The sequence below is a fragment of the Mesorhizobium sp. YC-39 genome (assembly GCF_025753795.1).
GTDB lineage: Bacteria > Pseudomonadota > Alphaproteobacteria > Rhizobiales > Rhizobiaceae > Mesorhizobium.
This window is the reverse complement of sequence record NZ_JAOWPS010000003.1, coordinates 755331-781515: the sequence shown is the minus strand read 5'-3', so window position 1 is coordinate 781515 and position 26185 is coordinate 755331. Positions and strand designations below refer to the sequence as shown.

Here is a 26185-nt window from a genome sequence, read left to right as displayed (position 1 = left end):
ACGCACTGTGCAACAGGCTGTGAACGCCGGCTTGGTAAATTTTGGCGTCAGCGCCGGGAATGTTCTCCTAGCCATCTGATATTGCATGGAAAGATTGTGGCGGAGGAGCTCCTCGCCGGATTTCAAGCGCCGTTCTGGAGGTTTTCAGGCACAACTTCGTGACTGGAAACTTCAGCACTGCCGACCCATCTCGGGGTGGTCCGAGCGACGCGAATTCCTCCCAAGGTACGCCACTAGACGGACAGAACATAAGAATACTGGAGTAATTGAAATGACCAAGATCGCTCTTACCGCCGCCGTCATCCTCGTTGCCACGGGTAGCGCTTTCGCTGGCAGCGACCACTATGGTTCGGATAACGTCAACCAGCCGGCTGCCGCTGTTACCGCGCCTGCCAACATCGACAATTCGTACACGGCTTCGATCCGCAAGCCGGTCGAGCACAACGGTGCCAAGTCGACGTCCGATGTCGTCCAGCCGGAATCCGGCCGGGGCATCTGGGGCCGCTAAGCGCGGACCTGATTACCCAAGGTCGACAACTCGTTCACCGCTTCGATCAAGAAGTCGGATACGACTGTCCAGAAGCCTGTGACCCAGGGCAGCGACCGCGACCTGTTCGGCAACCGGTGAACGGTCACCGGTTCTCGAGACCTCAAAGTGGCGGGCTTGTCCCGCCGCTCTGTCTTCGTGGGCCAGCTATAGCGGGCGGAACTTGAATCAGATCGGCAGCAGCCTGAGCCAATTCATTGTTCTGTATGAGCTTTTCAAATTGCGGCCGGCCGAAGCGAATTCAACCCAGCTCCTTCGCCCGCAGGCAATGCGTCAGCCGGGCAGCGCCAAAAGCGAGGCCGGCCCAGTTGCTGTCGACGACGAAACGGGCAAGCGCTGCGGTCGGGAATTTTTCCTCGAGTTTCCTCAGCGCCGTGGCATCCGATCCAACGCCCGCAAGCCGGCGCGCAAACTCCTCCAGCCCGGGATTATGGCCGACCACCAGAAGGGTGCCGGCGGCAGCATCTGCCTGCCGCACCTTGGCGAGGATATCGGCAGCCGTGGCCTCGTAGAGCGCCAGGACGAATTCGGCTGGCGTTTTCGCCTTCCATTCCGCCGAAACCAGCCGCCATGTGTCGCGCGTGCGCAGCGCTGGCGACACCAGCGCCAGGTCCGGCAACCAGCCGCGCTTGGCCAGCGCGCGTCCAACCAGCGGCGCCGCCTTCAGCCCGCGCGGGCCGAGCGGCCGGTCGAAATCGGCAAGTGCCGGATCATCCCAGCTCGACTTGGCGTGGCGCAGGAGCAGAAGTTGCTTCGTTGTCGCCATGCCGGCCTCCATCTGCTCAGGGCGTGATGCGCGCCAGATGTTCCAGGTCGGTCTCCTCGCGCAGCGGGTCGGGCGCCATCACCACCGACGTGCCGTTGTCGGCATCGTCGGCGAAATGCGCAAGCACCGTGCGGCCGCCTTCCATGCGCGCTTTGCCCTCGGCGACCAGGCCTAGCGCCAGCGCATACAGCCGGTGCTCGGCCTTGAGCACGCGCGCTGCCAGCGTATCCTCATTGTCGCCCACCATCACCGGCACCGCCGCCTGGGCAATGATCGGGCCGTCATCCATGTCCAGCGTCACGAAATGCACCGTGCAGCCATGGATGCGCATGCCGGCGCGCAACGCGCGCGCATGCGTGTCCAGCCCCTTGAAGGCCGGCAGCAGGGCAGGGTGGATGTTGACCATCCGCCCCTGCCACTTCTCGACGAAGCGCGCGCCGAGGATGCGCATGTAGCCGGCCAGCGCGACGATCTCGGCGCCGAAGGCGGCCAGCGCGGCATCGATCGCGCCGTCATGCGCTTCCTTGCTGGCATAGTCGGATCGCGAAATCACCTTGGTGGGAATGCCGCGCGCCGCGGCGATGCCGAGGCCGGCCGCATTGGCCCGGTCGGAAATGACGCCGACGATCTCGGCCGGATAGGCCGGATCGCTGGCGGCAGCGATCAGCGCGGTCATGTTGGAACCACGTCCCGAAATCAGCACCACGGTGCGTTTGCGCGCGTTCATAGGTCGATCGAGCCCCGATAGATCACGCCGGCGTCGCGGCGCGGTACGATGCGGCCGATCGGCGTTACCGTCTCGCCGGCCTCCTGCAGGACGGCGGCGACCTGCGCCGCCTGGCCGGAGGCAACGGCGAGGATCATGCCGACGCCGCAGTTGAAAGTGCGCATCATCTCTTCAGGTGCCACGCCGCCGGTCTTCGCCAGCCAAGAGAACACCGGCGGCACCTCGATCGCGTTGAGGTCGAGTTCAGCCGAAAAATCCTTCGGCAGGACGCGTGGGATATTCTCGGGAAAGCCGCCGCCGGTGATGTGAGCCAGCGCCTTGATGCCATGCGTGTTGCGGATCGCCTTGAGGATCGACTTGACATAGATGCGGGTCGGCTCGAGCAGCGCTTCCGCCAATGTCGCCTCGTCATTAAAGGGTGCTGGATCGCTCCATGAAAGGCCGCTGGTGGCAACGATGCGGCGGACCAGCGAAAAGCCGTTCGAATGCAGGCCCGACGAGGCTAGGCCCAGGAGCACGTCGCCCTCGACGATGTCGTCCGTGGGCAGAAGCTGGCCGCGTTCGGCCGCGCCCACGGCGAAACCGGCAAGGTCATAGTCCTTGCCGTGATACATGCCCGGCATCTCGGCCGTCTCGCCGCCGATCAGCGCGCAGCCGGCCTGCCGGCAACCTGCGGCAATGCCGCCGACGATCGCAGCGCCCTGGTCGGGGTCGAGCTTGCCGGTGGCGAAATAGTCGAGGAAGAACAGCGGCTCGGCGCCCTGCACGACAATGTCGTTGACGCACATGGCGACGAGGTCGATGCCGATCGTGTCATGCTTGCCGGCATCGATGGCGATCTTCAGCTTGGTGCCGACGCCGTCATTGGCGGCGACCAGCACCGGGTCGGTGAAGCCGGCCGCCTTGAGGTCGAACAGGCCGCCGAAGCCGCCGATCTCGCCATCGGCGCCGGGCCGGCGCGTCGCGCGCACCAGCGGCTTGATCTTCTCGACCATCAGATTGCCGGCGTCGATATCGACGCCCGCCTCGGCATAGGTGAGCCCGTTCTTGCGCTTGTTCATGTCTGGCGCTTTGCTCATCTGTTGCGCTTGCCCATCGCTGTTCCCTGCGGGCTCTTCGCATGAACGGTTTTGCCCCGCAAGGCAAGCAGGCGATGCTGGTGTTTCAGTTGGAAACTGGGCGAACCGGGCTCGATACACTCCAGCAGTAGAAAGAAATGCCTGCCAGCGCGGCGGCGAGGGTACCGACGGTCGCCACCGATCTGATTTCTCCATCAAACGGCAGGGCCCCATACGAGAAACCGGCGACGATCAAGGTTGCCGCCGCCGTCCAAAGACCCGGCCTCGCGGCAACTGACCGCGCGAAAACAAAGGCCACGACGACGGCCGTCAACCAGAGGGGCCAAGACACCAGAAGGCCAGCGGCCAGCACAAGAGCGAAACCGGCCAAATGGTCAGTCAAGGCGGCGTAGCGCTGGGGAGTTGCGAATGATGCGAAAAGTGCGAAAGTCAGCAGACTTTCGATCACTCCGGCCAGATAGCAGAGCGTGACACGCAGGATAATGGTGATTCTTTGTGCCATCCTCATCTTCGCTTTGTTCTCCCATGCCGGATTGCTGCGACCAAACAATGCCCGAGCACTGCTGGAAAATACCTACTTTTCCCGGCTAGGCAAAACCATGGGCAGCTTGCCTTTCGCTCTTGGTTCTTGCGCCCACCCGCCATCTCCATCATGTATCAGCCAATAAAAGCGACGGGACATCGCCTTGACCATCCCCAACCTGATCACGATCATGCGCTTGGTGCTGGTGCCGGCCGTGGTGCTGGCGATGCTGAACATGCGCTGGGACTGGGCCTTTGCCGGCTTTCTCATCGCCGGCATTTCCGACGGCGTCGACGGCTTCATTGCCCGCCATTTCAACCAGCAGTCGCAGCTCGGCGCCTATCTCGACCCGATGGCCGACAAATTGCTTCTGGTCTCGGTGTTCGTCGTCATGGGCTTCATCGGCGAACTGCCGCTGTGGCTGGTGGTGATGATGGTGTCGCGCGACGCGTTGATCGTTTTCGCCGTGCTGTTGTCCAGCGTCATGAGCCATCCGGTCGAGATGAAGCCGCTGTTCGTGTCGAAGGCCAACACCGCCATCCAGATCGTGCTGGCGGCCGTGGTGCTGGGCGAGCTCGCCTTCGGCATTCAGCTCGACCCGCTGAGGCCGGCGCTCATAATCCTGTCCGGGGTCTTGACCGTAGCTTCGGCCGCGGCCTATCTCGTGGCTTGGCTGAGGCATATGAGCGGCTATGGCGAAGGCTCCACACCGGGCACCTGACGAGGAAGCCGCCGCGGCGGCGGCGGCCGACTATGCGGCGTCTGCCGTATTGCGCCGGCAGATCTTCTTCTGGCTGGCGACCGCCGTCCTGCTGGCGCTGTTCCTCTATGTCTTCAGCGGCATCCTGTTGCCGTTCGTCGCCGGCATGGTGCTGGCCTATTTCCTGGATCCGGTCGCCGACCGGCTGCAGCGGCTCGGCCTGTCGCGCCTCATGGCAACGGTGGTCATCCTTATTGCCTTCATCGTCGTTCTGGTGCTGGCTTTCGTCATCCTGGTTCCGGTGCTGGCCTCGCAGATGGCCGATTTCGCCAGCAAGTTGCCGGAATATCTGACCCGGCTGCAGTCGCTGATCACCAGCTTCGATCCGCAATGGCTGGAGCAGAGATTCGGCGTCGACGCCAATAGCCTGCGCGATGGGCTGAACTCCTTGCTCACCTCCGGTTTCGGCCTGCTGACGACGGTGTTCACGTCGATCTGGAGCTCCGGCGTGGCGCTGGTGTCGGTGGTCAGCCTGTTCGTGGTCACGCCTGTCGTCGCCTTCTACATGCTGCTCGACTGGGACCGCATGGTGGCAATCGTCGACAGCTGGGTGCCGCGTGACTATGTCAAGACGGTCAGGACGATCGCCAACGACATCAACACCGCGACCGCTGGTTTCGTGCGCGGCCAGGGCACGCTCTGCCTGGTGCTGGGTGCCATGTACGCCACCGGACTGACGCTGACCGGACTGAATTTCGCCATCCTCATCGGCCTGTTTGCCGGGCTGATCTCCTTCATCCCCTATGTCGGCTCGCTGACCGGGCTGGTGCTGGCCGTTGGCGTCGCCTTCGTCCAGTTCTGGCCCGACTGGACTATGGTGGCGGCGGTGGCCGGCGTGTTCTTCGTCGGCCAGTTCATCGAGGGCAACATCCTGCAGCCGCGGCTGGTCGGCAAAAGCGTCGGCCTGCATCCGGTGTGGCTGATGTTTGCGCTATTTGCCTTTGGCGCATTGTTCGGCTTTGTCGGCCTGCTGATCGCGGTGCCGGCTTCTGCGGCGGTCGCCGTTCTGGTGCGCTTTGCGATTGCCCGTTATCTCGAATCGCCGCTCTACAAGGGGCGCAGCACCGAGCCTGTTCCGCCGCTGCCGCCCAGCCGCCGCAGGGGGGCGCCGCGCGGCTGACAGGGATGACCGACAACAAGAGCGATCCGCCACGCCAGTTGCCGCTCGATCTCGGCCACGGCACCGGCTATTCGCGCGATGATCTCGTCGTCTCCGGCACCAACAGCCAGGCGGTGGCGCTGGTCGACCGCTGGCCGGACTGGCCCTCGCCGGTGGTGGTGCTGGCCGGACCTGCCGGCTCGGGCAAGACGCATCTGGTCTCCATCTGGCAGGCTCGTGCCGGCGCGGTGACGGTCGATGCCGGCCGCATCGGCGGCTGCATCGCCGAGCTCGGCGCTCGCCCGGCTCTGATCGATGATGTCGATGCCCGCCCCGTCGATGAAGAGGGGCTGTTCCATCTGATCAATGCGGTGCGCGGCGCCCATTCGACCCTGCTGTTGACCGCGCGGCGCTTCCCATCCGCCTGGGGTGTCCGGCTGCCCGACCTTGTCTCGCGGCTGAAGGCGGCGGCGACAATCGAGATCGACGAACCCGACGATCTTTTGCTGGCCGGCGTCATCACCAAGCTGTTCGCCGACCGCCAGGTCGAGGTCGAGCCGCATGTCGTGCAATATCTGGTGCGCCGCATCGAGCGCTCGCTGGCGACCGCCATGCGGGTCGTCGAACGGCTCGACCGCACCGCACTCGAACGCAAGACGCCGATCACCCGCGCGCTCGCCGCCGAGACCGTCAGCGCCATGGATGAGGGGCAGGCCGAGTTAGATATTTAGGTGGCGGAAGAACCCTCTTCTTCCCTGGGAGAGAAAAAGGGCCAGCAGCTGCTGTCCCATTTTGGGAAAATATAACTGGCATTCGTCTTGCAATACCAGCTTGCCGGCTAATCCCGGTCCTGATCGCGTTCCTGATCAGGTAGTAGGCTCGCCGGGAGTGGGAGGCGGTTGGGGTCCTCGCCCGGCGAGCTTGCCTTCAGACAGTTCGATTCCGGGGACATTCGAGATTGGATGGTCGGAGTGGAGAGATTCGAACTCCCGACCCTCTGGTCCCAAACCAGATGCGCTACCAGGCTGCGCTACACTCCGAACGGTCTGTTGCCTAGTGATTTCGGCCCGGCAACGCAAGTCCAAAAACCGTCGACACAAAAACCATCCACCTTGCCGCAGGCAGCATTGCGCAGTAATGACGGGGCTTACGCATGACCCCGAAACCCGAAATCGGGTTTCGGAAAGGATCATGCGTCGATTCAAAAGTGCCAGAGCGTCCTTTGCGCGTCCAAAGGACGCGCGGCGCTCTGGTGGCGGCGGTGCCGCTTGCACGTTAGAACGAGGTGGCCATGTCCGCGCGCATTTTCAGCCCAGCCAAAACCGCGATGCAATCCGGCAAGGCCAAGACCGGCCATTGGGTGCTCGAATTCGATCCAGAGCAGCGCAAGAAGATCGATCCGCTGATGGGTTACACCACGTCGGGCGACATGCGCAGCCAGATCAGGCTTACCTTCGACACCAGGGAAGAAGCGGTCGCCTACGCGGAAAAGGAGGGGCTGGCCTTCCGCGTCGAGGAGCCGAAGGAAACCAAGCGCCGGCAGATTTCCTATGCGGAGAATTTTCGCTATGACCGCAGGACGCCCTGGACGCATTGACCGGCAACGCCGGGAGTTGATTCCAGCGCATAATTTCAGCTGGCCCCTGGGGTCGGCGCAGCGGTCCCGTAGCTCAGCTGGATAGAGCACCGGCCTTCTAAGCCGATGGTCACAGGTTCGAATCCTGTCGGGATCGCCAATTTTTTCAATGGTTTATGTGGACCCACACGAAAGCGGCGCTTTTGCGGGACGCCACATTCAGGTCAAGAGCTTCGACAATTTCGCAGATGCTTCAGCTTATGCGCGCGGCGCCCATGGCGGGCCAATCAGTGGCCCTAGCCGGTTTGCTTTGTGAAGTCGTGGCGACGCGCGCGAACATGTGCGAGCAAATTCGCTTCGTTGACGACGCCATGCTGAAAGAGGCTCAGTATGGTCGAAGCTAGAACATGCTTGTCGATTGATGTGCTGTACCATTTTGCATCGGCGGTTACTTGATCGGCCACCCGTTGGCAGAGTGCCCTATCTTCGGCGTCAAGAAATTGACTTGGTGCTGGCATCACGACCGTTGGCAAGGGCGAGGGCAGCGGCCCGGTGCCCGCTCCGGTGCGGACAGATTTCGGCACCGGGCCTCGCCGGTTGGGGGTGGGGGGCTCCGGCTTCAGATACATGCACCATCGCTAATATCGCCGAAGCATGCAAACGAAGGAAGACGCGCCCGCATTTCTATCCGCAGCTCGGCAATGGCTGATAATCCAGCGGTCGGTGCAGCGGTCCCGTAGCCCAGCTGGATAGAGCGCTGCCCTCTGAAGGCAGAGGTCACAGGTTCGAATCCTGTCGGGTGCGCCACTTCCGAACGGTCCATTCTGGACACATGTGTTCCAGTTTGCATCGGAAAGGCTGGCAAAGCCTGTCTTTTTTCGGATATCGCTAATCGTCCGGTTGGCGGGCAGGATTCGCCGGCGTCGCGGACACCTCATGTGCTTGCGTTCATTCCTGTCCGCAGTCGAAGAGGGGTGGACCGTATTCACCAATGGCGGGTCCGGGCCGATCTGAATGGGGCTTTTCTGCGAATGACACTGATGGGCGCGGCGGCACTGCTGATCCTGATCCTGACCTATGCCGGCGTCGCCATCGGCAGGATCCCCGGGCTGCGCCTCGACCGGGCAGGCATTGCGCTGCTCGGGGGTGCTACGATGATCGCCATCGGCGCGCTCGGCATGGAGGACGCCTACCGCGCCATCAGTTTCGACACCATCACGCTGCTGCTCGGCATGATGATCGTGGTCGCGCATCTGAAGGTCTCCGGAGCCTTTCGCGCGCTCGGCGCCATTGCCATCGAGCATGCGCATGCGCCTTTCATGCTGCTGATCATGGTGACGGTGCTGACCGGTGTCTTGTCCGCCTTCCTGGTCAACGACGCGATCTGCCTGGTCATGGCGCCGATCGTCGTCCATGTCACCCGCGTCATCAACCGCAACCCGGTTCCCTACCTGATCGCCACTGCCACCGCGTCGAATTGCGGCAGCGTCGCCACCATCACCGGCAACCCGCAGAACATGGTCATCGGTGCGCTGTCGGGAATTTCCTATCCGGCCTTTTCGGCGGCGCTTGCACCGGTGGCTCTGTTCGGCCTTGTCGCCGTCATCGCCATCGTGCGCATCGTCTACCGGGCCGAATTCGCGCGCCAGACCGAGCTCAGCCTCGAAGTCTATCGCGGCCGCATGCTGCCGGGTCAGGTGCTGAAAGCCGTGGTCGTCTGCATCGGACTGGCGATCGCCTTCTTTGCTGGGGTTCCGGTCGCCAAGGCGGCATTGATCGGTGGCGCCATCCTTCTGGTCACCCGCGCCATCAAGCCGTCGCGCATCTATCGCGAGATCGATGGGCCGCTGCTGTTCATGTTCGCCGGCCTGTTCATCGTCGTTGCCGGCGCCGAGAAGACGCTGCTCACGCCCGACATCATCGCCTCGGCAAAAGACCTCGGGCTGGGTGATGTCTGGCGGCTGTCCGGCTTCACCGCGGTGCTGTCCAACATCATGAGCAATGTTCCGGCGGTGCTGGCGCTGCGTCCGTTCATTCCCGGCCTGGAAAACCCCGAGCGCGCCTGGCTGGTGGTGGCCATGAGCTCGACATTGGCCGGCAATTTCACGCTGCTCGGTTCCGTCGCCAATCTGATCGTCGCCGAGCAGGCGCGGGCGGCAGGCACGCAGCTCTCCTTCGGCGCCTTCTTCAAGGTCGGCCTGCCGCTGACGCTGGTGACGCTGCTGGCCGGGACGGCGTGGCTGGCCTCGATGCCTTGATTGTCGCTAAGGCATCATCTCCGCCTGATGAGCGCTCATCGGAGCCATGTTCTGGTTGAGATGACCCATGATCCATATCGACCCCAGAACGACCAGCGCGACGATCAGCACGCCGAAGGCGAGCGCCAGCACGTTGTTGGTGTTGTCCGATCCCGTGGTCAAATGGAGGAAGAACACGAGGTGCACGCCCATCTGCGCTATCGCCAGCACCACCAGGGCCGAGATCACCGCCGGCTGGTAGATGAGGTCGGTTTGCGCCGCGAGGAAGGATGCGATGGTCAAAAGGATCGCCAGGCCGAAGCCGAGCAGGTAGCCCGTAAGCCCTCCCGCCGGCTCGTGCTCGGTGATGGTCTCCTCTCCCGGCGCCGAATCGCGGCGATCGAGGTCTTCGTCGATCCGGCTGTCGATGTCGGTCATGGCGATGCTCCGAGCAGATAGACCAGGGTGAAGATGGCGACCCAGATGATGTCGAGCGCGTGCCAGAACAGGCCGAAGCAGTGCAGCCGCCGCAATATTTCCGGCCGGAAGCCCTTGACCCAAAGCTGCGCCATCATGGTGCCGAGCCAGAGCAGGCCAAGGCTGACATGGGTGCCGTGGCAGCCGACGAGAGCGAAGAAGGCGGACAGGAAGGCGCTGCGCGAGGGGCCGGCCTGCTCGGCGGCCATCGCCGCGAATTCCTGCACCTCCAGGAACAGGAAGGCCGCTCCGAGCAGGCCGGTGACGAGAAGCCAGAACTGGGTGCCCGCCATCGAACGGCGGTGGATCGCGAGCGTCGCGAGCCCCCCGGTGAAGCTCGAGGTAAGCAGAAGCCCGGTCTGCACCGCAACGCGCGTAAGGTCGAACAGCTCCCTGCCGGTCGGTCCGCCGGCCGTCGCCCTGGCGAGCACGGCGTAAGCGGCGAAGAAGGCCGAGAACATGATGATGTCGGACAACAGGAAGATCCAGAAGCCGTAGGCCACGGTGACGAATTTCGAGGCCGGGCCACCCTGGCCGTGGCCGGTCGCCCAGCCATGCGCGCTTCCGTGGCCATGGCCCGGCCGATACACATCGCGCGTCGCGCCGCCGGCGGCGATGTCGCTGGTAAAGGCGCCCGTCGCGTCGCTCATGCCACGCGCTCCCGTCTGCGCAGCCAGGCAAGCTGCGCCGCCTTGCGGTCGCCGTCGATGCGCGCGACCTCGTCCGCGGGGATCTCATAGTCGCCATGGTCTCGCCAGGCGAAGACGACGAAGGTGGCGTAGGCGCCGATGAAGCCGACGATCGCCAGCCACCAGATGTGCCAGATCAGCGCGAAGCCGACCAGCGTGCTGAAGAAGGCGGTGACGAAGCCTGTCGGGCTGTTTCGAGGCATCTCGATCGGCTCGTAGCTCTCTTCGTCGTCCGGGCTCTGCTCCTCGAGAGCCCGCTGCTTGATAGTCCAGTAGGGCTCCTCGTTCTCGACCTGCGGCAGCCGCGCATAGTTGAAGACAGGCGGCGGGGAGGAGGTCGACCATTCCAGCGAACGTCCGTCCCAGGGGTCGCCCGTCTCGTCGCGCAGCTCGTCGCGGCGCCGGATCGAGACGACAAGTTGGGTAATCTGGCATGCCGCGCCGACGATCATCACCAATATGCCGAACGCCGCCACGACTAGATACGGCGCCCACATGTCCATGTCGATGTGCTGGAGCCGGCGCGTCATGCCCAAGAGGCCGACGATGTAGAGCGGCACGAAGACCAGCATGTAGCCGGCAAGGGTGAACCAGAACGCCGCCTTTCCCCAGCCCTCATGCAGCCGGAAGCCGAAGGCCTTGGGGAACCAGTAGGTGAAGCCGGCGAAGGCGCCGAACAGCACGCCCGAGATGATGACGTTGTGGAAATGCGCGACCAGGAAGAGCGAATTGTGCAGCATGAAGTCGGCCGGCGGGACGGCGAGCAGAACGCCCGTCATGCCGCCGATGGTGAAGGTGGTCACGAAGCCCAGCGCCCACAGCATCGGCGTGTCGAAACGGACGCGCCCGCCATACATGGTGAAGAGCCAGTTGTAGACCTTGACGCCGGTGCCGACGGCGATGACCGAGGTGGCGATGCCGAAGGCCGCGTTGACGTCGGCTCCCGCGCCCATGGTGAAGAAGTGGTGCAGCCAGACCATGAAGGAGACGACGCAGATGAACAACGTCGCCGCCACCATAGAGCGGTAACCGAACAGTGGCTTCGAGGAGAAGGTCGAGAAGATTTCGGAATACAGCCCGAAAGCGGGGAGCACGAGGATATAGACCTCCGGATGACCCCACGCCCAGATGAGGTTCACGAACATCATCTGGTTGCCGCCGGCTTCGTTGGTGAAGAAGTGGAAGCCGAGATAGCGGTCGAGCGTCAGCATGGCGAGCGTCGCGGTCAGGATCGGGAACGCCGCGACGATGAGCAGGTTGGAGGCAAGCGAGGTCCAGCAGAACATCGGCATGCGCAGGTACCCCATGCCCGGTGCGCGCATCTTGAGAATGGTCGTCACCAGGTTGACGCCGGTCAGCAGCGTGCCGACGCCGGAGATCTGGATCGACCATAGATAGTAGTCGACGCCGACGCCCGGCGAATAGGTCGTCTCCGACAGCGGAGCGTAGGGCAGCCAGCCGGTGCGCGCGAACTCGCCGACGACGAGCGAGATGTTGACCAAAAGGGCGCCGGTCGCCGTCAGCCAGAAGCTGACCGAATTGAGCGTCGGGAAGGCGACATCGCGGATGCCGAGCTGCAGCGGCACGACGAAATTCATCAGCCCGATCACGAAGGGCATCGCCGCGAAGAAGATCATGATCGTGCCGTGAGCCGAAAAGATCTGGTCGTAATGCTCCGGCGGCAGATAGCCCGGCCCGTGAATGGCCAGCACTTGCTGGGTGCGCATCATAATGGCGTCGACGAAACCGCGCAGCAGCATCAGCATCGCCAGCACGATATACATCACGCCGATGCGCTTGTGGTCGACGGACGTTATCCACTCGTGCCAGAGATAGGGCCAGTATCCCTTCACCGTTATCCAGCCCAGTACCGCGGCGGCCGCCAGGAAGACGATGAGTGCGGCGCCGAGCGGGATGGGCTGATCGAAGGGAATGGCCGACCAGTCGAGCTTGCCGAGCATCGTCATTCTCCCTCTTCAGACTGCGGCTGGTGGGCCATGGCTGGCGCGCCCGCCGCCGGTTGCGCTTTCAGGCTTACATGCGGCTCGCCGGCGGCGGTCTCAGTCGGACCCGGACCCGGCGGCAGCGTCTGGCGCACCACCGCCTCGAACAGGCCGGGCTGCACATGGCCGAACGACGCCGGTGGCACTTTGATGCTCTGCCGGGCAAGGTCGCGATAGGCGCTGGCGTTCAGCACGCCACCACCGCCACGCACGGTCGAGATCCAGCTGGAGAAGGCGTCGGCCGAGACCGCCCGCACGCGGAAATTCATGTCCGAAAAACCGTCGCCGCTGAAATGCGCCGACTGGCCGAAATAATCGCCCTCGCGGTCGGCCTGCAGATGCAGTTCGGTCTGCATGCCGTTCATGACATAGATCATGCTGCCGAGCTGGGGCACGAAGAACGTGTTCATCACGCTGGCCGAAGTCAGCTTGAAATGCACCGGCACGCCGGCCGGGATGACCAGCTGGTTGACCGTTCCGACGCCCTGCTCCGGGTAGAGGAACAGCCACTTCCAGTCGAGCGCCACCACCTGGATCTCGAGGGGCGGCTGGCTGGAGGCGATCGGCCTGCGCGGATCGAGATGATAGGATCCGTAATAGATCAGGCCGCCAAGAAAGAGGATGGTGAGCGTGGGGATCGACCAGACGATCAGCTCGATGCGGCCGGAATAGGTGAATTCCGGGTCGTAGCGGGCCTTGCTGTTGGAGGCGCGGAACCTCCAGGCAAAGGCAAGCAGCGCCACCAGCGTTGGAATGACGATGACCAGCATCACGGCCAGCGAGTTGAGCAGGATCGTGCGGTTGCCTGCACCGATCGGGCCTTGCGGATCAAGCACCCCGCCCGCGCAGCCGGACAGGCTTGCAGCCGCAAGCACCCAGAAAAACGAGCGTGCCGGCCTGGATTTACAGGGCAACACTGGCATCCGTCATGCGATCTTGAAGAGGTCGCGGGCGCGTTCTTCGGCATCTTTCATCTGACGTCTCCCAGATGCAGACCTTGAGGCACTGCTGTGGCACCATCCAACTGCTGAACAGGGCACATAACTGTTCCGCAAAGGCCGTCTCTTGCCCGACGGCCGGCGACAGATAGGGCGCCTGTCTGGCCTGAACAAGGCGCTTTCACCAGGGATTCCGCTTACCCCTGAAATTTTCCAGCCTAGGCGCTAAAACTACCCGTCTGCGCCGAGCCCGCCCATCCACGCCACCAAGGCCACAGTCGATTTCGGATATCGCATCCGCCATGGCGAAGGCATCAATGACCGCTCTTGCTCGAAGGCCTTGCATGCTCGCGCATTGCGAGGACTTTGTCCAGCAACAGGCGAAGACGAGCGGCCAGGGGAGCGCCTCCGTCATGGCCACGTTCGAGAAGGTATGGCGCTCACCGGCAGTTCATTGAGACCGAGGCGTTGGAGGCCGATATCTAAGCCGCCCCCATCCTCACCTTGACCAACACACCGGCCGCGCGTCCGGCCGCTTCGACATAGTCGGGATTGCGGTGGATAAGCATGATCGAGAAGGCCCCGTCCATGAGCAGCACGATCTCGCGCGCCAGTATTTGCGGCTCACCGATGCCTTGGGTCGACAATTCGCCGGCCAGCCATGTCTCGAACCTGGTCTTGTGCCGCGCCCCGGCCTTGACCGCGGGATGTCCAGGCATTGAGGCCAGTTCCGCCGCCGTGCGCAGGAAGCCGCAGCCTTTCCATTTGGGATGGCGGGCCGCGCGCGCCAGATTGGTGAAGATCGCTTCCACCTTCTTGTCCGCGCCGCCTTCGGCGTCGTCGAACCAGCCGGCCATCTGTTTCAGATTGGGCTGATCGCGGCCATCGAGATAGGCGGCGATCAGCTCGTCCTTGCTCTTGAAGTGATAGTAAAGCGTGCGTTTGGTCAGGCCTGCCTTTTCGGCCACCGCATCGACGCTGACGCGGCCGATGCCTTCGCCATAGAAGAGCTTCGTCGCGGCGTCGACAATGCGCTTGCGGGTAGGGCTTGTGGCTTCAGGCATGCCGCCATGTATACCGACTAGTGAATATACATACAATGAGGAACCTGATCCCTTGCGGCCATCGCATGCCGGAAAGGAAAGACATGACCGACCTTGTACTGAGCGAAAGCTGCGACGGGATCGCGGTGCTCACCCTCAATCGCCCCGAAAAACTCAACGCCTTGAACTATGCCCTGATCGACCGGCTGCTTGCGGTTCTCGACGACATTGAAGTCGACGATGCCGTCCATGCGGTCGTCCTCACCGGCGCGGGCGAGCGCGCCTTCTCCGCCGGCGGCGACATTCCCGAATTCTCGGCCAGCATTGCCGGCGGCGCCGATATCGCGCTGCGCGACTTCGTCACGCGAGGCCAGCGGCTGACGGCGCGGCTGGAGGCCTTCCGCAAACCCGTCGTCGCGGCGGTCAATGGCCTCGCCTTTGGTGGCGGCTGCGAGATCACCGAGGCGGTGCCACTCGCCATCGCCAGCGAGCGCGCCTCCTTCGCCAAGCCCGAGATCAATCTTGCCATGCCGCCGACCTTCGGCGGAACACAGCGCTTGCCGCGGCTGGCCGGGCGCAAGCGCGCGCTCGAATTGCTGCTGACGGGTGAGGCATTCTCGCCGCAGCGCGCATTGGAGCTCGGCCTCGTCAACCAGGTGGTGCCGCATGAGGATCTGATGCCGGCCGCGATCGATCTCGCCCGTCGCATCGGCCGCCACTCGCAGGCGGCAGTCGCGAGCATCCTCACGGCAGTAGCGCGCGGCATCAACCTCAGCATCGCCGAGGGCTTGCTGGTCGAGGCCGAGCAGTTCGCCCGCATGGCCCCGACCGCCGACCTGCGCGAAGGCCTGGACGCCTGGATCGCGCGGCGCCCGCCGAGCTATGACGGCTCGTGGACGCATGTCACGCGGCCTGACGAAGCCAGGCGCGCCTCACTGGCACTGGACGGGGCAGCGGAGCAGGATCAGGGCCAGACCACGAGACGGCCCTTCATGTTGGGATGGAAGCGGCAGAAATAGTCGACCGCTTCCGCTGTCTTCAGCGTCAGGCTCGCCGATGCCTTCGGCGGGATCATCACCTCCCAGCCGCCCTTGACGGTCGCCGTGTGGGCGAACGCGTCCTTGTTCACCCACTCGATCGTGTCGCCGACCTTTGCTTCGATGCTGGCTGGCGAGAAGACAAGCTTGTCGATCGTCACCTCGATCGTTTCGGCCTGGACTGGCGCGGCGACGATCGTCAGCGCCAGCGCAATCCACAGACACCGTTTCGGCACCGGCAATGCTGTTCTCATTTCAGCATGCCAGCGACATGTTCGGCATGCTGTTGATGGCCCTGGAATATCTTCAGCCCGGTTTCCAGCAGGCTCTTCAGCTCGGCGTTCTCGGCCGACGGGATCAGCACGGTTTCCAGCGCTCCATTGACCTGCTTGTGGTAGGCAACCTCGTTGTCGACATAGGCCTTGTCGAAAGCGGCACCGTCGAGCTTGGCGAGCTTGACCCGCTCGTCGGCGGCAGCCTTGCTCAGCGCCTGGCTGGTGGCGTTGTCTTCCGGCGTGACTTTGAGCTTTTTGACCAGGTCGAGCGCCTGGACATTTACGGCTTCGTGGTCGCGCACCATGTCGTTGGCGAAGTCGACGACCTCCTTGTTCCTGGACTTCTCGATCGCCAGCTTGGCCGCCTCGACGTCGATCACGCCGGCGGTGTAGGCGATATGGGCGATCTGCGGGTCGGTCGGCTTGTCGGCGGCTTGTGCCAGCGGGGCCGCGCCCATGAGGAGCAGGGTAGCAACGGCTACGGTCGATCGGGTAAACATGGCATCTCCTTCGCCCGGTCGCGAACGCGCCGGGCTTCATCTGGGTTGACGCGCATTGGATGCGGGGAGGGGCGAAACGTTCCTGGGAAAATCAGTCCTCGAAGCCCAGGCGCTTCAACACCGCCTCGGTCAGCCTTTCGCAGCGCCGACCGGCGAAGGGAAAGGCGTCGAGCAGCACCGGGCCAATCTGGTCGTCCAGCGCCTTGCGCACCAGGGCACGCGCCCGATGCAGCCTGGTCTTGACCGTCTCCGGTTTGACGCTGAGCAGGTCGGCGGTCTCTTCCATGCTCAGTCCCTCGATAACGCGCGCCACGAACACGGTGCGGTAGATATCGGGCAGGCTGTCGGTTGCCCGTTCGACCAGTTGGAGGATCTGCCGTTGCGCCATTGTCCGCTCCGGATCGTCGCTGAGGGGAAACCGGATGATCTCGGCTTGCCGGTTCTCGGGCAGCGCCACCGTTCGCCGCTTCTTGCGCAGACGGCCGAGTGCCTCGTTGATGACGATGCGCGACAGCCACGTGGCAAGCGACGCATCGCCGCGAAAGGCATCGAGATTGGCAAAGGCCCTGACATAGGCCTCCTGGACGATATCCTCGGCCTCGCTGTCATTGCGTACCACGCCACGCGCGATGCGGTAGAGCCGTTGGTTGTGGGCCTTCATGATCGAGCGGAAGGCATCGCCTTCGCGCGCCAGCGCGCGGCAGACAAGCTGCATGTCGCCGGGCGCCGCGGCAGGCGCTGCCGCCAAAACAGCTGGCATGGCCAGTTTCCTCATCGCGACCCAATCTCCTGAACGGAACCCCGATCGAAACATTGGATGGCCTTGCCGGGAAAAGGTTCCCGAACATCTTTACCGCCAGTGATTATTGTAGCGCTTCCGCTGGCGGCTTGTCTGCGGCCTGCGTGCGCGCCGTCGCCGCCAGGAGATCGGTCTGCGTGATCAGGCCCAGGATGCGCCGGTCGTCGTCGACGATAACGACAGCGTGGCTGCGCCCGTCAGTGAGCACGGGCAGCAGGCTCATCACCGGCGCGCTTGCCGAAGCGGTCGCCGCCGTCGATGTCACGCTTTTCACAGCCTCCGCCGCTCGCGTCAGTTCCCGAAGCCCGACGGCGCCGACCAGCCTCGCTTCGCCATCCACGACCGGCAGCGTGCGGATGTTGTGGTCGACCAGAAAATGACGGGCCTCGTCGGCTGACGCCTGCTCATCGACAGAAATCACATCACGCGACATGATGTCTTCGCACAGCAAGGTCCGGTGCGAGCGCACCATCGCCTGCAATTCGACCTGCCGCAGCAGCCGTTCGAGATCGTTGCGGTCGATGTCGAAGGTTTCCTCCAGCGCACCGAGCGCGGCATCGTGGCGCCGCCGAATGGTCGGGTGGCGCCGAGCCTTTCACCAATCTTTTGAGGATGTTACGCCAATTGGCGGAATCGGTTTGGCAAACAGCGTCTCAGGCGGCAGCCGCCGCTGCCAGGCCGCGCGCCAGATCGCCCCTGAGGTCGTCGACATCCTCGAGCCCGATCTGCAGGCGGATCAGTGGTCCGTCATAGGGACCTTTGGCGACGGTGCGGTCGCCGAGGAAGACCGGCACCGCAAGGCTCTCATAGCCGCCCCAGGAATAGCCGAGGCCGAATATCTTCAGCGCATCGAGGAAGGCGTGCTGCTGTTTCTGGCCGCCGCCTGCCAGAACGATCGAAAAGATGCCGCTCGAGCCGCAGAAATCGCGCTTCCACAACCCGTGGTCGGGATGGCTTGGAAGGGCAGGGTGCAGGACGCGTGCCACGCCCGACTGGCCCTCGAGCCAGCCGGCGATGGCGAGTGCGCTGCGCTGATGGTGGTCGAGGCGCACGCCCATCGTGCGCAGGCCGCGCAACACCTGGTAGACGTCGTCAGGTCCGGCGCAGCACCCCATCGTGTAGAAGGTCTCGCAAAGCTGTTTCCAGCACGCCGCATTGGCCGAAACCGTACCCAGTAGGACGTCGGAATGGCCGGCCGGATACTTCGTCGCCGCGTGGATCGAGATGTCGACGCCGTGGTCGAGCGGGCGGAAGTAGAGCGGCGTCGCCCAGGTGTTGTCCATCATGACGATCGCGCCCGCGGCATGTGCTGCCTTGGCGATGGCCGGTATGTCCTGGACCTCGAAAGTATTGGACGCCGGCGATTCGGTGAACACCACCCTTGTGTTGGGCTTGATCAATGCTGCGATGCCGGCGCCGGCATGCGGATCGTAATATTCGACGTCAACGCCCAGCCGTTTCAGCATCGTGTCGGCGAAATTGCGGGTCGGGTGATAGACGCTATCGACGATCAGGACATGATCGCCCGACGACAGGAAGGCCAGCAACGGCACCGTCACCGCCGCCAGGCCCGAAGGCACCATGATCGTGCCGGCCGAACCCTCCAGCGCGTCGACGGCGGCGGCCAGCGCATCGGTGGTCGGCGTGCCGCGCAAGCCGTAGGTGTATTTCTGGCTGCGCGCCGCCATCGCCGCCGCATTGGGATAGAGCACGGTCGAGGCATGCACGACGGGCGGATTGATGAAGCCGAAATAGTCGTGCGGATTGTTGCCCGAGTGGGCAAGCCGCGTGTTGATGCCAATGTCGTCGCCGTTTTTTGCCATTGCTTTTCGCTCTCTGGTGAAGCGCTAGCCATAGTGTGGCGGCACGGGCCGTGCAACCGCCAGGCATCGGCCAAGCAGCGGACTTCGAATACGCCAACTCTCTTGGCGAATTGGCAGTAATGCGCGGTAGGTCCGAAGGATGAATTCCCTTGGGGAAACCCGGATTGGCACCGATCGGATTCTGCCAATTCTGTTTGCGTGGCTTGCTACTTTCCGATGCGTTTGTCTGCAATTCAGGCATTTCAGGCAATTGGTTTTCAAACTCTTTCGCTTTCGGTCATTTCCCTTGACCTCACAGGAATAATCGCCTTCGATGCAGTTTGTGAATGGGAGGCATCGCGTCGGTTACGATGCGGGGTTTCGGAAATGGGCCGGAACCGGAGCTGCGTTCACACGGGAAAAAGATCGGGCTTTGCCTGAAAACAGAAAAGGGTCTGTGGGTCATGAAACACATTGCAATCGGCATTCTCGGCGCCGCCACGCTTGGAGTGATGGCTTCGGCCGCATCGGCGAGCACGCTCGACGATGTCAAGGCCAAGGGCTTCATCCAATGCGGTGTCTCGACCGGTTTGGCCGGCTTCTCGGCGCCGGACGACAAGGGTGACTGGCAAGGCATCGATGCGGATTTCTGCCGCGCAGTCGCGGCCGCCGTCTTCGGCGACGGCTCCAAGGTCAAGTTCACCCCGCTCAGCGCCAAGGAGCGCTTCACCGCGCTGCAATCCGGCGAAATCGACATACTGTCGCGCAACACTACCTGGACCATCAACCGCGACACAGCACTTGGCCTGAACTTCATCGGCGTCACCTACTATGACGGCCAGGGCTTCATGATCAACGCCAAGAAACTGCCGGGCGTCAATTCGGCGCTGCAGCTTTCGGGCGCGGCGGTTTGCGTGCAGAGCGGCACCACCACCGAGCTCAACCTTGCCGACTATTTCAAGTCGAACAAGATGGAGTACAATCCGGTCGTCTTCGAAAAGCTGGAAGAGGTCAACGCCGCCTATGACGCAGGCCGCTGCGACGTCTACACCACCGACCAGTCCGGCCTCTACGGCATCCGCCTGACGCTCGCAGCACCTGCCGACCATGTCGTGCTGCCCGAAATCATCTCCAAGGAGCCGCTCGGACCGGCCGTGCGCCAGGGCGACGACCAGTGGTACCACATCGTCAAGTGGACTTATTTCGCGCTGTTGCAGGCAGAGGAACTCGGCATCACCAAGGCCAATGTCGAGGAGATGAAGACCTCGGACAATCCCGAGATCAAGCGCGTGCTCGGCCAGGAAGCGGATACCAAGATCGGCACCGATCTTGGCGTCTCCAACGACTGGGTCGTCAACATCGTGAAGGCCGTCGGCAATTACGGCGAACTGTTCGAGCGCAATGTCGGTTCGGGCAGCCCGCTGAAGATCGCGCGCGGCATCAACGCGCTGTGGACCAAGGGCGGCCTGCAATACGCTCCGCCAATCCGCTGATCGAGATGTGATCCGGAAGGCAGATCGTCTGCCTTCCGGTTTCTCTTTCCAGGGGATGGTCGCCAGGAGGGTCGAATGGCATCGCAGGAAATTCTTCGCGAGGAGCCAAGCCGTGGTTCCTTCGTCAACGATCCGAAGGTACGCAGTCTCTTCTTTCAGGCGCTGGTCGTCGTCTTGCTGGTGGCGGGCGTCTGGTGGATCGCCCAAAACGTCATTGCCAATCTGACGCGCCTGCACATTGCTTCAGGCTTCGGCTTCCTCAAGGGTCGCGCCGGTTTCGACATAAGCGAGAGCGCTATCGCTTATTCATCGGATTCGACCTATGGCCGCGCCATTTTGGTCGGCTTGATCAATACCGTGATCGTTGCCGTCGTCGGCATCATCACCGCGACCATCATCGGCTTCATCATCGGCATCGGCCGGCTTTCGCACAATTGGCTGATCCGTAAGATCTGCACGGTCTATGTCGAGGTGTTTCGCAACATCCCGCCACTGCTGGTCATCTTCTTCTGGTATTCCGGCGTGCTTGCGGTGCTGCCACCGCCACGCGACAGCATCCACCTGCCGTTCGGCTCTTTTCTCAACCAGCGCGGCTTCTACTTTCCGCGCGCCTTATGGGGCGACGGCTCCTGGCTGATCTTCGTTGCCTTGCTTGTCGGCATCGCCATGGCGTGGTTTGTCGCCCGCAAGGCGCATCAGCGGCAGATGGCGACCGGCCAGCAATTCCCGGTGTTCTGGACTTCCACCGCGCTGATCGTCGGGCTGCCGCTGCTTGCCTATGCGCTGAGCGGCTTCCCCTTGAGCTTTGATTATCCAAAGCAATCGACCTTCAACCTGACGGGTGGCTTCCAGGTCAGCCCCGAGTTCCTGTCGCTTTACCTGGCGCTATCCTGTTATACGGCCGCCTTCATTGCCGAGATCGTGCGCGCTGGCATCAGGGGCGTCAGCAAGGGCCAGACCGAAGCCGCCGCCGCGGTTGGGCTGCGGTCGGGTTCGATCCTGCGGCTGGTCGTCGTTCCGCAGGCCATGCGCATCATCATTCCGCCGCTGACCAGCCAGTATCTTAACCTGACCAAGAATTCTTCTCTGGCGATCGCCATCGGCTATCCAGATCTGACCGCCACGGCGGGTACCGTGCTCAACCAGACCGGCCAGGCGGTCGAGGGCGTGCTGATCATGATGGCCGTCTATCTCGTACTCAGCCTGGTGACCTCGGCCGTCATGAACTTGGTCAATGCCAGAATGGCGCTGGTGGAGAGGTAAGGCCATGCAGGAACACGACATGTCCTGGGTGCGCACCGAAATGGCGTTGGCACAGCCGGCGCCGGCTAGCGTGCGCGGTATGGGAGCCTGGGTGCGCACGAACCTGGTCGGTTCGGTCGGCGACGCCATCCTGACCATCATCGGTATCGCATTGGTCGCGATGATCCTGCCGCAGATCATCAACTGGGCCTTCATCAACGCCCAGTGGACGGGGCCGGACCGCACCGTCTGCGCCACGGTGGCGCAGGGCGGCATCCAGTCGGATGGCTGGAGCGGCGCCTGCTGGGCCTTCGTCAACGCCAAGTTCGGCCAGTTCATGTTCGGCACCTATCCGATCGAGGAACGCTGGCGGCCGATCGTGGTCGCCATCCTGTTCGTGGCGCTGCTGGTGCCGATGCTGATCCCGCGCATACCGCGCAAGGGTTTGAACGCCATCCTGCTGTTCCTGGTGCTGCCGATCGTTTCCTTCGTCCTGCTGGTCGGCGGCACGTTCGGCCTGCCGCATGTCGAGACCTCGCGGTGGGGCGGGCTCTTGGTGACGCTCAGCCTGTCTTTCGTCGGCATTGCCGTGTCGCTGCCGGTCGGCATCGTGCTGGCGCTTGGCCGGCGCTCGAAGATGCCGATCGTCAAGATGCTGTGCATTATCTTCATCGAGACGGTGCGCGGCATCCCGCTGATCACCGTGCTGTTCATGGCCAGCGTCATGCTGCCGCTGTTCCTGCCAGCCGGCGTCACCTTCGACAAGTTTCTCAGGGCGCTGATCGGCGTGTCGTTGTTCGCCGCGGCCTATATGGCCGAGGTGATACGCGGCGGCTTGCAGGCGATCCCCAAGGGCCAGTATGAGGGCGCGGATTCGCTCGGCCTCGGCTACTGGCAAAAGATGGGCCTGATCGTGCTGCCGCAGGCGGTGAAGCTGGTTATTCCAGGCATCGTCAACACCTTCATCGGCATGTTCAAGGACACCAGCCTGGTCCTTATCATCTCGATCTTCGACCTGCTCGGCATCGTCAAACAGAACTTCTCCGACGCCAATTGGGCAACGCCGCAGACGGCCAGGTCAGGCCTGGTGTTCGCCGCCTTCGTCTTCTGGCTGTTCTGCTTCGGCATGTCGCGCTATTCAATGTACACGGAACGCCGGCTCGACACCGGCCACAAACGCTAAACAAAAGAACAAGGGAACCCTGTCATGGCCATCGAAAATGCCGTCAGCGCGGAAGAGATCAAGGTCAACGCCGCCAAGATGCACATCTCCGACACCGATGTCGCCATCGACATCATCGCCATGCACAAATGGTATGGCGAATTCCATGTGCTGAAGGACATCAATCTGAAGGTGATGCGCGGTGAGCGCATCGTCATCTGCGGCCCTTCGGGCTCGGGCAAATCGACGATGATCCGCTGCATCAACCGGCTGGAGGAGCACCAGAAGGGCAAGATCATCGTCGACGGCAAGGAATTGACCAACGATCTGAAGAAGATCGACGAGGTGCGTCGCGAGGTCGGCATGGTGTTCCAGCACTTCAATCTGTTCCCGCATCTGACTATCCTGGAGAACTGCACGCTGGCGCCGATCTGGGTGCGCAAGACGCCGAAGAAGCAGGCTGACGAAATCGCCATGCACTTCCTCAAGCGCGTCAAGATCCCCGAACAGGCCAACAAATATCCCGGCCAGCTTTCCGGTGGTCAGCAGCAGCGCGTCGCCATCGCCCGTTCGCTGTGCATGAACCCGCGCATCATGCTGTTCGATGAGCCGACCTCCGCACTCGACCCGGAAATGATCAAGGAAGTGCTGGAGACCATGGTCGGGCTGGCCGAAGAGGGCATGACCATGCTCTGCGTTACACATGAGATGGGCTTTGCCCGCAAGGTCGCCAATCGGGTGATCTTCATGGATCAGGGCCAGATCGTCGAGCAGAACACGCCGGCCGAGTTCTTCGACCATCCGCGCCACGAGCGCACGAAACTGTTCCTGTCGCAGATCCTGCACTGATCGGTCTCATGCAGATCGAAAGAGCCCGGCCGGACCCCGGCCGGGTTCTTTTGCGTCCCGATGGCCTGCCGGCGATCGCGCCCCACTGCGTCGGGGCCAGATTGCAAGGCCGCGCCGGATGAAAAAGGTCGGGCGTTTTCTCGGCATATTGGCAGTGGCAATCGTGCTTGCCGTGACACTGGGCACGCTGGTGCCGCAGCCGCTATGGCAAGCGGCCGCCGCCAATCCTGCCACGACGCGGCACATCCTCGTGCTGAAGAACCAGATTCACACCGATATCGCCATTCCTGTCGACGACCGCGTGCGCCAGCGCTTCGGTTTCCTGGTCGATGCCGGCATTCCGGCCGACGCGGCGGAGGTCCGTTACATCGTCTTCGGCTGGGGTGGCCGTGCCTTCTATCTGGAGACGCCGACCTGGTCGGAGCTCAAAGCCGTGCCGGTGATGAAGGCGCTAACATCGGACGCTTCGGTGATGCATGTCGATGTCGCCGGCGCCATCGCGGAGCCGCATCCTGATGTCGCCGGTTTCGACATCGGCGAGGAGCGTTTTGCAGCACTGCTCGATTTCATCGCGGCGAGTTTCCAGCAAGGGCCAAACGGCCCGATCGTGGTCGAGAATACCGCCCATTCTCGTTTCGATCGCTTCTACGAGGCGAACGGCCGTTTCAACGCCTTGGTCGGCTGCAACACCTGGACGGCGGCGGCCTTGCGCACCGCCGGCCTGCGCACAGGCTGGTGGAACCCGCTACCGGCCTCGCTCGGCCTGTCGATGCGGCTGTATAATTGACGGTTGGTGTGGGCGCAGCTGTCGAATGCGAGCCGCCTCATTCCTTCGCGCCCCCTCTGTCCGCCCTATCGAGCCTATCATCGCGCACCAGCCTCCGGTGCCCGCCACCCATAAAGCCAGTCCAAATCCGCCCCGAGCCTTTCCGGCCCTCGCAATCTCAGGAACAGATTGCGGGCGACCGCCACCGGGCCCGAAGCGTGCCAGGCGAGACGGTTGAGCGCGCCGCGGCGGGCGACCTTGGCGACGCGCGGCCGTCGCATCTTTTCCCAGGCCGCAAGCGCGGCCGCGGGATCGGCGGGCGAGGCGGCGACAAAACCGGCAAGGGTTGCGGCGTCCTCTATCGCCATTGCCGCGCCCTGCGCCGCAAACGGCGTCATGGCATGCGCCGCGTCGCCGATCAGCGCGATCCCGCCGGGTGTCGTCCAGGGCTGGCGCTTGTCTACGGTATGGATCGGCCATGCGGTCCACGGACCGGCATCCTCGGCAAGCCGAACCAGCGCTGCAGCCGTGCCGCGCATAGCGCCGGCGAGAATCTCCGGGTCGGCGCGGCCGGACCAGCTCTCGGCCATGATCTCACCCGCGGTGAAGGCGACCATGTTGAACGCCCTGCCACGGCTGACGGGATAGGCGACCATATGGAATCCGGGATGCAGGAAGGTGGTCACGCAATTGGCGGAGCCCACCGCCGCAAAGGCTTCTCCGGCAGCGCTGTCGGCTCGAACCGTGGCGCGCCAGGCAAGCTCGCCCGAAAACCGGCTTGAGGCGCTTTGGGCTCCGCTCCCAGCCGACCCGCTCCTGGCCGAAGCGCTGAGATTGCGGATGTTCGACCAGACGCCATCGGCCCCGATCAGCAGAAAGCCACCGGCTTCGACGGTGTTGCCGGCAATCTCGGCCGTCGCCGTTACATGCGGCCCCGGGACGACGCCGCTGACGCGCGCATCGGTGACGAGGCTGATGTCGGGCCGTTCGGTCAACCGCGTCATCAACGCGCCTTGCAGGTCGGCGCGGTGGGCGACGAGATAGGGCGCCTGCCAGCGCCTTTCGGCAGCTTCGCCAAGCGGCACCCGCGCCAGCTCGCGCAAGGTGGCGGCATCCCTGAGCACGACCGCCTCCGGCCGCACCGCCGCCGGCAACAGCTGCTCGAGCACGCCGAGCTGGCGAAGAATGCGTGTCGCATTGGGTGAAAGCTGGATGCCGGCGCCGGCCGCCTCGAGGCGCGGCGCCTGTTCGAACAGCCGCACCAGGTAGCCGCGTTCGGAAAATGCCAGTGCTGCGGTCAGTCCGGCAATGCCAGCCCCGGCGATGAGGACCTGCCGGGACCGCGAGTCGTCCATGGGCGTGGCAGAGGGGGGCGTGGCAGGCGCTTCAGGCAGCCTGGTCGATATACAGGCATCCCGCCGGCTGCGTTTCCGTCGCCTTCAGCTTCGGTGAATAGCGATAGAGCGTCGAGCAATAGGGACAGACTTTTTCATTGTCGTCGCCCATGTCGAGGAACACATGCGGATGGTCGAAAGGCGGGTTGGCGCCGGTGCACATGAATTCCTTGACGCCGATGTCGATTGCCGGATGGCCCGCATCGTTCTGGAAGTGGGGAATGGAACCGCCTGCCATCGTCATCTCCTTCATATCGTGCAATTGCATCTGGATCATAACCGGTCTCTTTGCAAGATCGATGAAATGAAACTGTCGCAAAAGCCTGTCAGAGGATAAGCTAAGCCGGATAACGCATGACTCCGAAAACCGATTTCGGTTTTCGCTGGGGATCGTGCGTCGCC

Annotated in this window: 28 protein-coding genes, 3 tRNA genes and 2 pseudogenes; 15 read left to right on the top strand and 18 right to left on the bottom strand. The window is 63.3% G+C overall.

Annotated elements, in window-relative coordinates; genetic code table 11:
- Positions 1 to 271: 271 nt before the first annotated feature.
- Both OHD62_RS20630 and OHD62_RS20625 read left to right on the top strand, forming a co-directional pair.
- Complete coding sequence (locus tag OHD62_RS20630) at positions 272 to 508, top strand: DUF680 domain-containing protein (RefSeq protein WP_263785877.1); 237 nt, start codon at positions 272 to 274, stop codon at positions 506 to 508.
- 27 nt (positions 509 to 535) lie between these two features.
- A pseudogene (locus OHD62_RS20625) lies at positions 536 to 628 on the top strand (DUF680 domain-containing protein); the annotation flags it as partial.
- Positions 629 to 788: 160 nt separating this feature from the next.
- On the opposite strand, the gene OHD62_RS20620 reads toward OHD62_RS20625, so the two are convergent.
- The 4 genes from OHD62_RS20620 to OHD62_RS20605 all read right to left on the bottom strand — a co-directional run bounded on the left by OHD62_RS20620 (position 789) and on the right by OHD62_RS20605 (position 3621).
- The gene (locus OHD62_RS20620) at positions 789 to 1313 is read right to left on the bottom strand and encodes a SixA phosphatase family protein (RefSeq protein WP_263785875.1); all 525 of its coding nucleotides are present in this window, start codon (positions 1311 to 1313) and stop codon (positions 789 to 791) included.
- A gap of 16 nt (positions 1314 to 1329) precedes the next feature.
- Positions 1330 to 2040: a phosphoribosylglycinamide formyltransferase gene (gene purN, locus OHD62_RS20615; RefSeq protein WP_263785873.1), complete on the bottom strand. Its 711-nt coding sequence runs from the start codon at positions 2038 to 2040 to the stop codon at positions 1330 to 1332.
- Entirely contained in the window at positions 2037 to 3119 is a 1083-nt protein-coding gene (gene purM / locus OHD62_RS20610) for a phosphoribosylformylglycinamidine cyclo-ligase (RefSeq protein ID WP_263785871.1), read from the bottom strand. Before purM ends, purN begins: the two co-directional genes overlap by 4 nt.
- An 85-nt stretch (positions 3120 to 3204) precedes the next feature.
- Complete coding sequence (locus OHD62_RS20605) at positions 3205 to 3621, bottom strand: hypothetical protein (protein ID WP_263785869.1); 417 nt, start codon at positions 3619 to 3621, stop codon at positions 3205 to 3207.
- 184 nt (positions 3622 to 3805) lie between these two features.
- Between OHD62_RS20605 and OHD62_RS20600 the strand changes: the two genes are divergently transcribed.
- The 3 genes from OHD62_RS20600 to hdaA are packed head-to-tail and all read left to right on the top strand — an operon-like array spanning position 3806 to position 6232.
- Entirely contained in the window at positions 3806 to 4363 is a 558-nt protein-coding gene (locus tag OHD62_RS20600) for a CDP-alcohol phosphatidyltransferase family protein (protein ID WP_263785867.1), read from the top strand.
- A complete protein-coding gene (locus OHD62_RS20595) occupies positions 4335 to 5522 on the top strand; it encodes an AI-2E family transporter (RefSeq protein ID WP_263785865.1) in 1188 nt (395 codons plus the stop codon). Before OHD62_RS20600 ends, OHD62_RS20595 begins: the two co-directional genes overlap by 29 nt.
- 5 nt (positions 5523 to 5527) lie before the next feature.
- Positions 5528 to 6232: a DnaA regulatory inactivator HdaA gene (gene hdaA, locus OHD62_RS20590; RefSeq protein ID WP_263785863.1), complete on the top strand. Its 705-nt coding sequence runs from the start codon at positions 5528 to 5530 to the stop codon at positions 6230 to 6232.
- Positions 6233 to 6464: 232 nt separating this feature from the next.
- On the opposite strand, the gene OHD62_RS20585 is transcribed toward hdaA, so the two are convergent.
- Positions 6465 to 6541, bottom strand: a tRNA-Pro gene (locus OHD62_RS20585).
- 251 nt (positions 6542 to 6792) lie between these two features.
- Here OHD62_RS20585 and OHD62_RS20580 point away from each other — a divergent pair.
- Both OHD62_RS20580 and OHD62_RS20575 read left to right on the top strand, forming a co-directional pair.
- Positions 6793 to 7098 carry an ETC complex I subunit gene (locus OHD62_RS20580; protein WP_263785862.1) on the top strand — a complete coding sequence of 102 codons (306 nt, stop codon included), beginning with the start codon at positions 6793 to 6795 and terminating at the stop codon, positions 7096 to 7098.
- A gap of 62 nt (positions 7099 to 7160) precedes the next feature.
- Positions 7161 to 7237: transfer RNA gene (locus tag OHD62_RS20575), tRNA-Arg, on the top strand.
- 136 nt (positions 7238 to 7373) lie between these two features.
- On the opposite strand, the gene OHD62_RS20570 is transcribed toward OHD62_RS20575, so the two are convergent.
- Entirely contained in the window at positions 7374 to 7706 is a 333-nt protein-coding gene (locus OHD62_RS20570) for a hypothetical protein (RefSeq protein WP_263785859.1), read from the bottom strand.
- Between the two features lie 99 nt (positions 7707 to 7805).
- Here OHD62_RS20570 and OHD62_RS20565 point away from each other — a divergent pair.
- Together OHD62_RS20565 and OHD62_RS20560 are read left to right on the top strand one after the other, a co-directional pair.
- Positions 7806 to 7884, top strand: a tRNA-Gln gene (locus tag OHD62_RS20565).
- Between the two features lie 224 nt (positions 7885 to 8108).
- Positions 8109 to 9335 carry an anion transporter gene (locus OHD62_RS20560; protein WP_263785857.1) on the top strand — a complete coding sequence of 409 codons (1227 nt, stop codon included), beginning with the start codon at positions 8109 to 8111 and terminating at the stop codon, positions 9333 to 9335.
- A gap of 6 nt (positions 9336 to 9341) precedes the next feature.
- On the opposite strand, the gene cyoD is transcribed toward OHD62_RS20560, so the two are convergent.
- The 5 genes from cyoD to OHD62_RS20535 form a co-directional block, all read right to left on the bottom strand.
- Positions 9342 to 9752, bottom strand: a complete 411-nt coding sequence (gene cyoD, locus OHD62_RS20555) for a cytochrome o ubiquinol oxidase subunit IV (RefSeq protein ID WP_263785856.1) — start codon at positions 9750 to 9752, stop codon at positions 9342 to 9344.
- Entirely contained in the window at positions 9749 to 10441 is a 693-nt protein-coding gene (locus tag OHD62_RS20550; RefSeq protein WP_263785854.1) for a cytochrome (ubi)quinol oxidase subunit III, read from the bottom strand. Before OHD62_RS20550 ends, cyoD begins: the two co-directional genes overlap by 4 nt.
- Positions 10438 to 12441, bottom strand: a complete 2004-nt coding sequence (gene cyoB / locus OHD62_RS20545; RefSeq protein ID WP_263786829.1) for a cytochrome o ubiquinol oxidase subunit I — start codon at positions 12439 to 12441, stop codon at positions 10438 to 10440. Before cyoB ends, OHD62_RS20550 begins: the two co-directional genes overlap by 4 nt.
- A 2-nt stretch (positions 12442 to 12443) precedes the next feature.
- Positions 12444 to 13397 (bottom strand): ubiquinol oxidase subunit II, encoded by a 954-nt coding sequence (cyoA, locus tag OHD62_RS20540; protein ID WP_263785852.1) that lies wholly within the window; start codon positions 13395 to 13397, stop codon positions 12444 to 12446.
- Positions 13398 to 13903: 506 nt separating this feature from the next.
- Positions 13904 to 14485, bottom strand: a complete 582-nt coding sequence (locus tag OHD62_RS20535; protein WP_263785850.1) for a TetR/AcrR family transcriptional regulator — start codon at positions 14483 to 14485, stop codon at positions 13904 to 13906.
- A gap of 83 nt (positions 14486 to 14568) precedes the next feature.
- On the opposite strand from OHD62_RS20535, the gene OHD62_RS20530 reads away from it, so the two are divergent.
- Complete coding sequence (locus tag OHD62_RS20530) at positions 14569 to 15483, top strand: crotonase/enoyl-CoA hydratase family protein (RefSeq protein ID WP_263785847.1); 915 nt, start codon at positions 14569 to 14571, stop codon at positions 15481 to 15483.
- On the opposite strand, the gene OHD62_RS20525 is transcribed toward OHD62_RS20530, so the two are convergent.
- The 5 genes and pseudogenes from OHD62_RS20525 to OHD62_RS20505 all read right to left on the bottom strand — a co-directional run bounded on the left by OHD62_RS20525 (position 15429) and on the right by OHD62_RS20505 (position 18898).
- The gene (locus tag OHD62_RS20525) at positions 15429 to 15755 is read right to left on the bottom strand and encodes a cupredoxin family copper-binding protein (protein WP_263785845.1); all 327 of its coding nucleotides are present in this window, start codon (positions 15753 to 15755) and stop codon (positions 15429 to 15431) included. The genes OHD62_RS20530 and OHD62_RS20525 overlap by 55 nt on opposite strands.
- The gene (locus OHD62_RS20520; protein WP_263785843.1) at positions 15752 to 16276 is read right to left on the bottom strand and encodes a DUF4142 domain-containing protein; all 525 of its coding nucleotides are present in this window, start codon (positions 16274 to 16276) and stop codon (positions 15752 to 15754) included. Before OHD62_RS20520 ends, OHD62_RS20525 begins: the two co-directional genes overlap by 4 nt.
- A 91-nt stretch (positions 16277 to 16367) precedes the next feature.
- Positions 16368 to 17036, bottom strand: a complete 669-nt coding sequence (locus OHD62_RS20515; RefSeq protein ID WP_263785841.1) for an RNA polymerase sigma factor — start codon at positions 17034 to 17036, stop codon at positions 16368 to 16370.
- 103 nt (positions 17037 to 17139) lie between these two features.
- Positions 17140 to 17634 (bottom strand): annotated as a pseudogene (locus OHD62_RS20510) (HPP family protein); the annotation flags it as partial.
- A 94-nt stretch (positions 17635 to 17728) separates the two neighbouring features.
- Entirely contained in the window at positions 17729 to 18898 is a 1170-nt protein-coding gene (locus OHD62_RS20505) for a cystathionine beta-lyase (RefSeq protein WP_263785839.1), read from the bottom strand.
- A 443-nt stretch (positions 18899 to 19341) separates the two neighbouring features.
- Here OHD62_RS20505 and OHD62_RS20500 point away from each other — a divergent pair, with 443 nt between their 5' ends.
- The 5 genes from OHD62_RS20500 to OHD62_RS20480 all read left to right on the top strand — a co-directional run bounded on the left by OHD62_RS20500 (position 19342) and on the right by OHD62_RS20480 (position 24410).
- Positions 19342 to 20370, top strand: a complete 1029-nt coding sequence (locus tag OHD62_RS20500) for an amino acid ABC transporter substrate-binding protein (protein ID WP_263785838.1) — start codon at positions 19342 to 19344, stop codon at positions 20368 to 20370.
- Positions 20371 to 20445: 75 nt separating this feature from the next.
- Positions 20446 to 21633, top strand: coding sequence for an amino acid ABC transporter permease (locus tag OHD62_RS20495; protein WP_263785836.1), 1188 nt, complete (start codon positions 20446 to 20448; stop codon positions 21631 to 21633).
- Positions 21634 to 21637: 4 nt separating this feature from the next.
- Positions 21638 to 22795: an amino acid ABC transporter permease gene (locus OHD62_RS20490; RefSeq protein ID WP_263785834.1), complete on the top strand. Its 1158-nt coding sequence runs from the start codon at positions 21638 to 21640 to the stop codon at positions 22793 to 22795.
- Positions 22796 to 22873: 78 nt separating this feature from the next.
- Complete coding sequence (locus tag OHD62_RS20485; protein WP_263786827.1) at positions 22874 to 23623, top strand: amino acid ABC transporter ATP-binding protein; 750 nt, start codon at positions 22874 to 22876, stop codon at positions 23621 to 23623.
- 118 nt (positions 23624 to 23741) lie between these two features.
- Complete coding sequence (locus OHD62_RS20480; protein WP_263785832.1) at positions 23742 to 24410, top strand: TIGR02117 family protein; 669 nt, start codon at positions 23742 to 23744, stop codon at positions 24408 to 24410.
- 77 nt (positions 24411 to 24487) lie between these two features.
- Here the strand turns inward: OHD62_RS20480 and OHD62_RS20475 are convergent, their stop codons facing one another.
- The gene (locus OHD62_RS20475) at positions 24488 to 25744 is read right to left on the bottom strand and encodes an FAD-dependent monooxygenase (protein WP_263785830.1); all 1257 of its coding nucleotides are present in this window, start codon (positions 25742 to 25744) and stop codon (positions 24488 to 24490) included.
- 31 nt (positions 25745 to 25775) lie between these two features.
- Entirely contained in the window at positions 25776 to 26021 is a 246-nt protein-coding gene (locus OHD62_RS20470; protein WP_140755724.1) for a zinc-finger domain-containing protein, read from the bottom strand.
- Positions 26022 to 26185: the final 164 nt, after the last annotated feature.

What these genes read in the sequence shown, in the direction of transcription:
- OHD62_RS20630 (WP_263785877.1), top strand. Translation starts at nt 272, where the DNA reads ATGACCAAGATCGCTCTTACCGCCGCCGTCATCCTCGTTGCCACGGGT.
- OHD62_RS20620 (WP_263785875.1), bottom strand. Translation starts at nt 1,313, where the DNA reads ATGGCGACAACGAAGCAACTTCTGCTCCTGCGCCACGCCAAGTCGAGC.
- purN (WP_263785873.1), bottom strand. Translation starts at nt 2,040, where the DNA reads ATGAACGCGCGCAAACGCACCGTGGTGCTGATTTCGGGACGTGGTTCC.
- purM (WP_263785871.1), bottom strand. Translation starts at nt 3,119, where the DNA reads ATGAGCAAAGCGCCAGACATGAACAAGCGCAAGAACGGGCTCACCTAT.
- OHD62_RS20605 (WP_263785869.1), bottom strand. Translation starts at nt 3,621, where the DNA reads ATGGCACAAAGAATCACCATTATCCTGCGTGTCACGCTCTGCTATCTG.
- OHD62_RS20595 (WP_263785865.1), top strand. Translation starts at nt 4,335, where the DNA reads ATGGCGAAGGCTCCACACCGGGCACCTGACGAGGAAGCCGCCGCGGCG.
- hdaA (WP_263785863.1), top strand. Translation starts at nt 5,528, where the DNA reads ATGACCGACAACAAGAGCGATCCGCCACGCCAGTTGCCGCTCGATCTC.
- OHD62_RS20580 (WP_263785862.1), top strand. Translation starts at nt 6,793, where the DNA reads ATGTCCGCGCGCATTTTCAGCCCAGCCAAAACCGCGATGCAATCCGGC.
- OHD62_RS20570 (WP_263785859.1), bottom strand. Translation starts at nt 7,706, where the DNA reads ATGTATCTGAAGCCGGAGCCCCCCACCCCCAACCGGCGAGGCCCGGTG.
- OHD62_RS20560 (WP_263785857.1), top strand. Translation starts at nt 8,109, where the DNA reads ATGACACTGATGGGCGCGGCGGCACTGCTGATCCTGATCCTGACCTAT.
- cyoD (WP_263785856.1), bottom strand. Translation starts at nt 9,752, where the DNA reads ATGACCGACATCGACAGCCGGATCGACGAAGACCTCGATCGCCGCGAT.
- OHD62_RS20550 (WP_263785854.1), bottom strand. Translation starts at nt 10,441, where the DNA reads ATGAGCGACGCGACGGGCGCCTTTACCAGCGACATCGCCGCCGGCGGC.
- cyoB (WP_263786829.1), bottom strand. Translation starts at nt 12,441, where the DNA reads ATGCTCGGCAAGCTCGACTGGTCGGCCATTCCCTTCGATCAGCCCATC.
- OHD62_RS20535 (WP_263785850.1), bottom strand. Translation starts at nt 14,485, where the DNA reads ATGCCTGAAGCCACAAGCCCTACCCGCAAGCGCATTGTCGACGCCGCG.
- OHD62_RS20530 (WP_263785847.1), top strand. Translation starts at nt 14,569, where the DNA reads ATGACCGACCTTGTACTGAGCGAAAGCTGCGACGGGATCGCGGTGCTC.
- OHD62_RS20525 (WP_263785845.1), bottom strand. Translation starts at nt 15,755, where the DNA reads ATGAGAACAGCATTGCCGGTGCCGAAACGGTGTCTGTGGATTGCGCTG.
- OHD62_RS20520 (WP_263785843.1), bottom strand. Translation starts at nt 16,276, where the DNA reads ATGTTTACCCGATCGACCGTAGCCGTTGCTACCCTGCTCCTCATGGGC.
- OHD62_RS20515 (WP_263785841.1), bottom strand. Translation starts at nt 17,036, where the DNA reads ATGCCAGCTGTTTTGGCGGCAGCGCCTGCCGCGGCGCCCGGCGACATG.
- OHD62_RS20505 (WP_263785839.1), bottom strand. Translation starts at nt 18,898, where the DNA reads ATGGCAAAAAACGGCGACGACATTGGCATCAACACGCGGCTTGCCCAC.
- OHD62_RS20500 (WP_263785838.1), top strand. Translation starts at nt 19,342, where the DNA reads ATGAAACACATTGCAATCGGCATTCTCGGCGCCGCCACGCTTGGAGTG.
- OHD62_RS20495 (WP_263785836.1), top strand. Translation starts at nt 20,446, where the DNA reads ATGGCATCGCAGGAAATTCTTCGCGAGGAGCCAAGCCGTGGTTCCTTC.
- OHD62_RS20490 (WP_263785834.1), top strand. Translation starts at nt 21,638, where the DNA reads ATGCAGGAACACGACATGTCCTGGGTGCGCACCGAAATGGCGTTGGCA.
- OHD62_RS20485 (WP_263786827.1), top strand. Translation starts at nt 22,874, where the DNA reads ATGCACATCTCCGACACCGATGTCGCCATCGACATCATCGCCATGCAC.
- OHD62_RS20480 (WP_263785832.1), top strand. Translation starts at nt 23,742, where the DNA reads ATGAAAAAGGTCGGGCGTTTTCTCGGCATATTGGCAGTGGCAATCGTG.
- OHD62_RS20475 (WP_263785830.1), bottom strand. Translation starts at nt 25,744, where the DNA reads ATGGACGACTCGCGGTCCCGGCAGGTCCTCATCGCCGGGGCTGGCATT.
- OHD62_RS20470 (WP_140755724.1), bottom strand. Translation starts at nt 26,021, where the DNA reads ATGGCAGGCGGTTCCATTCCCCACTTCCAGAACGATGCGGGCCATCCG.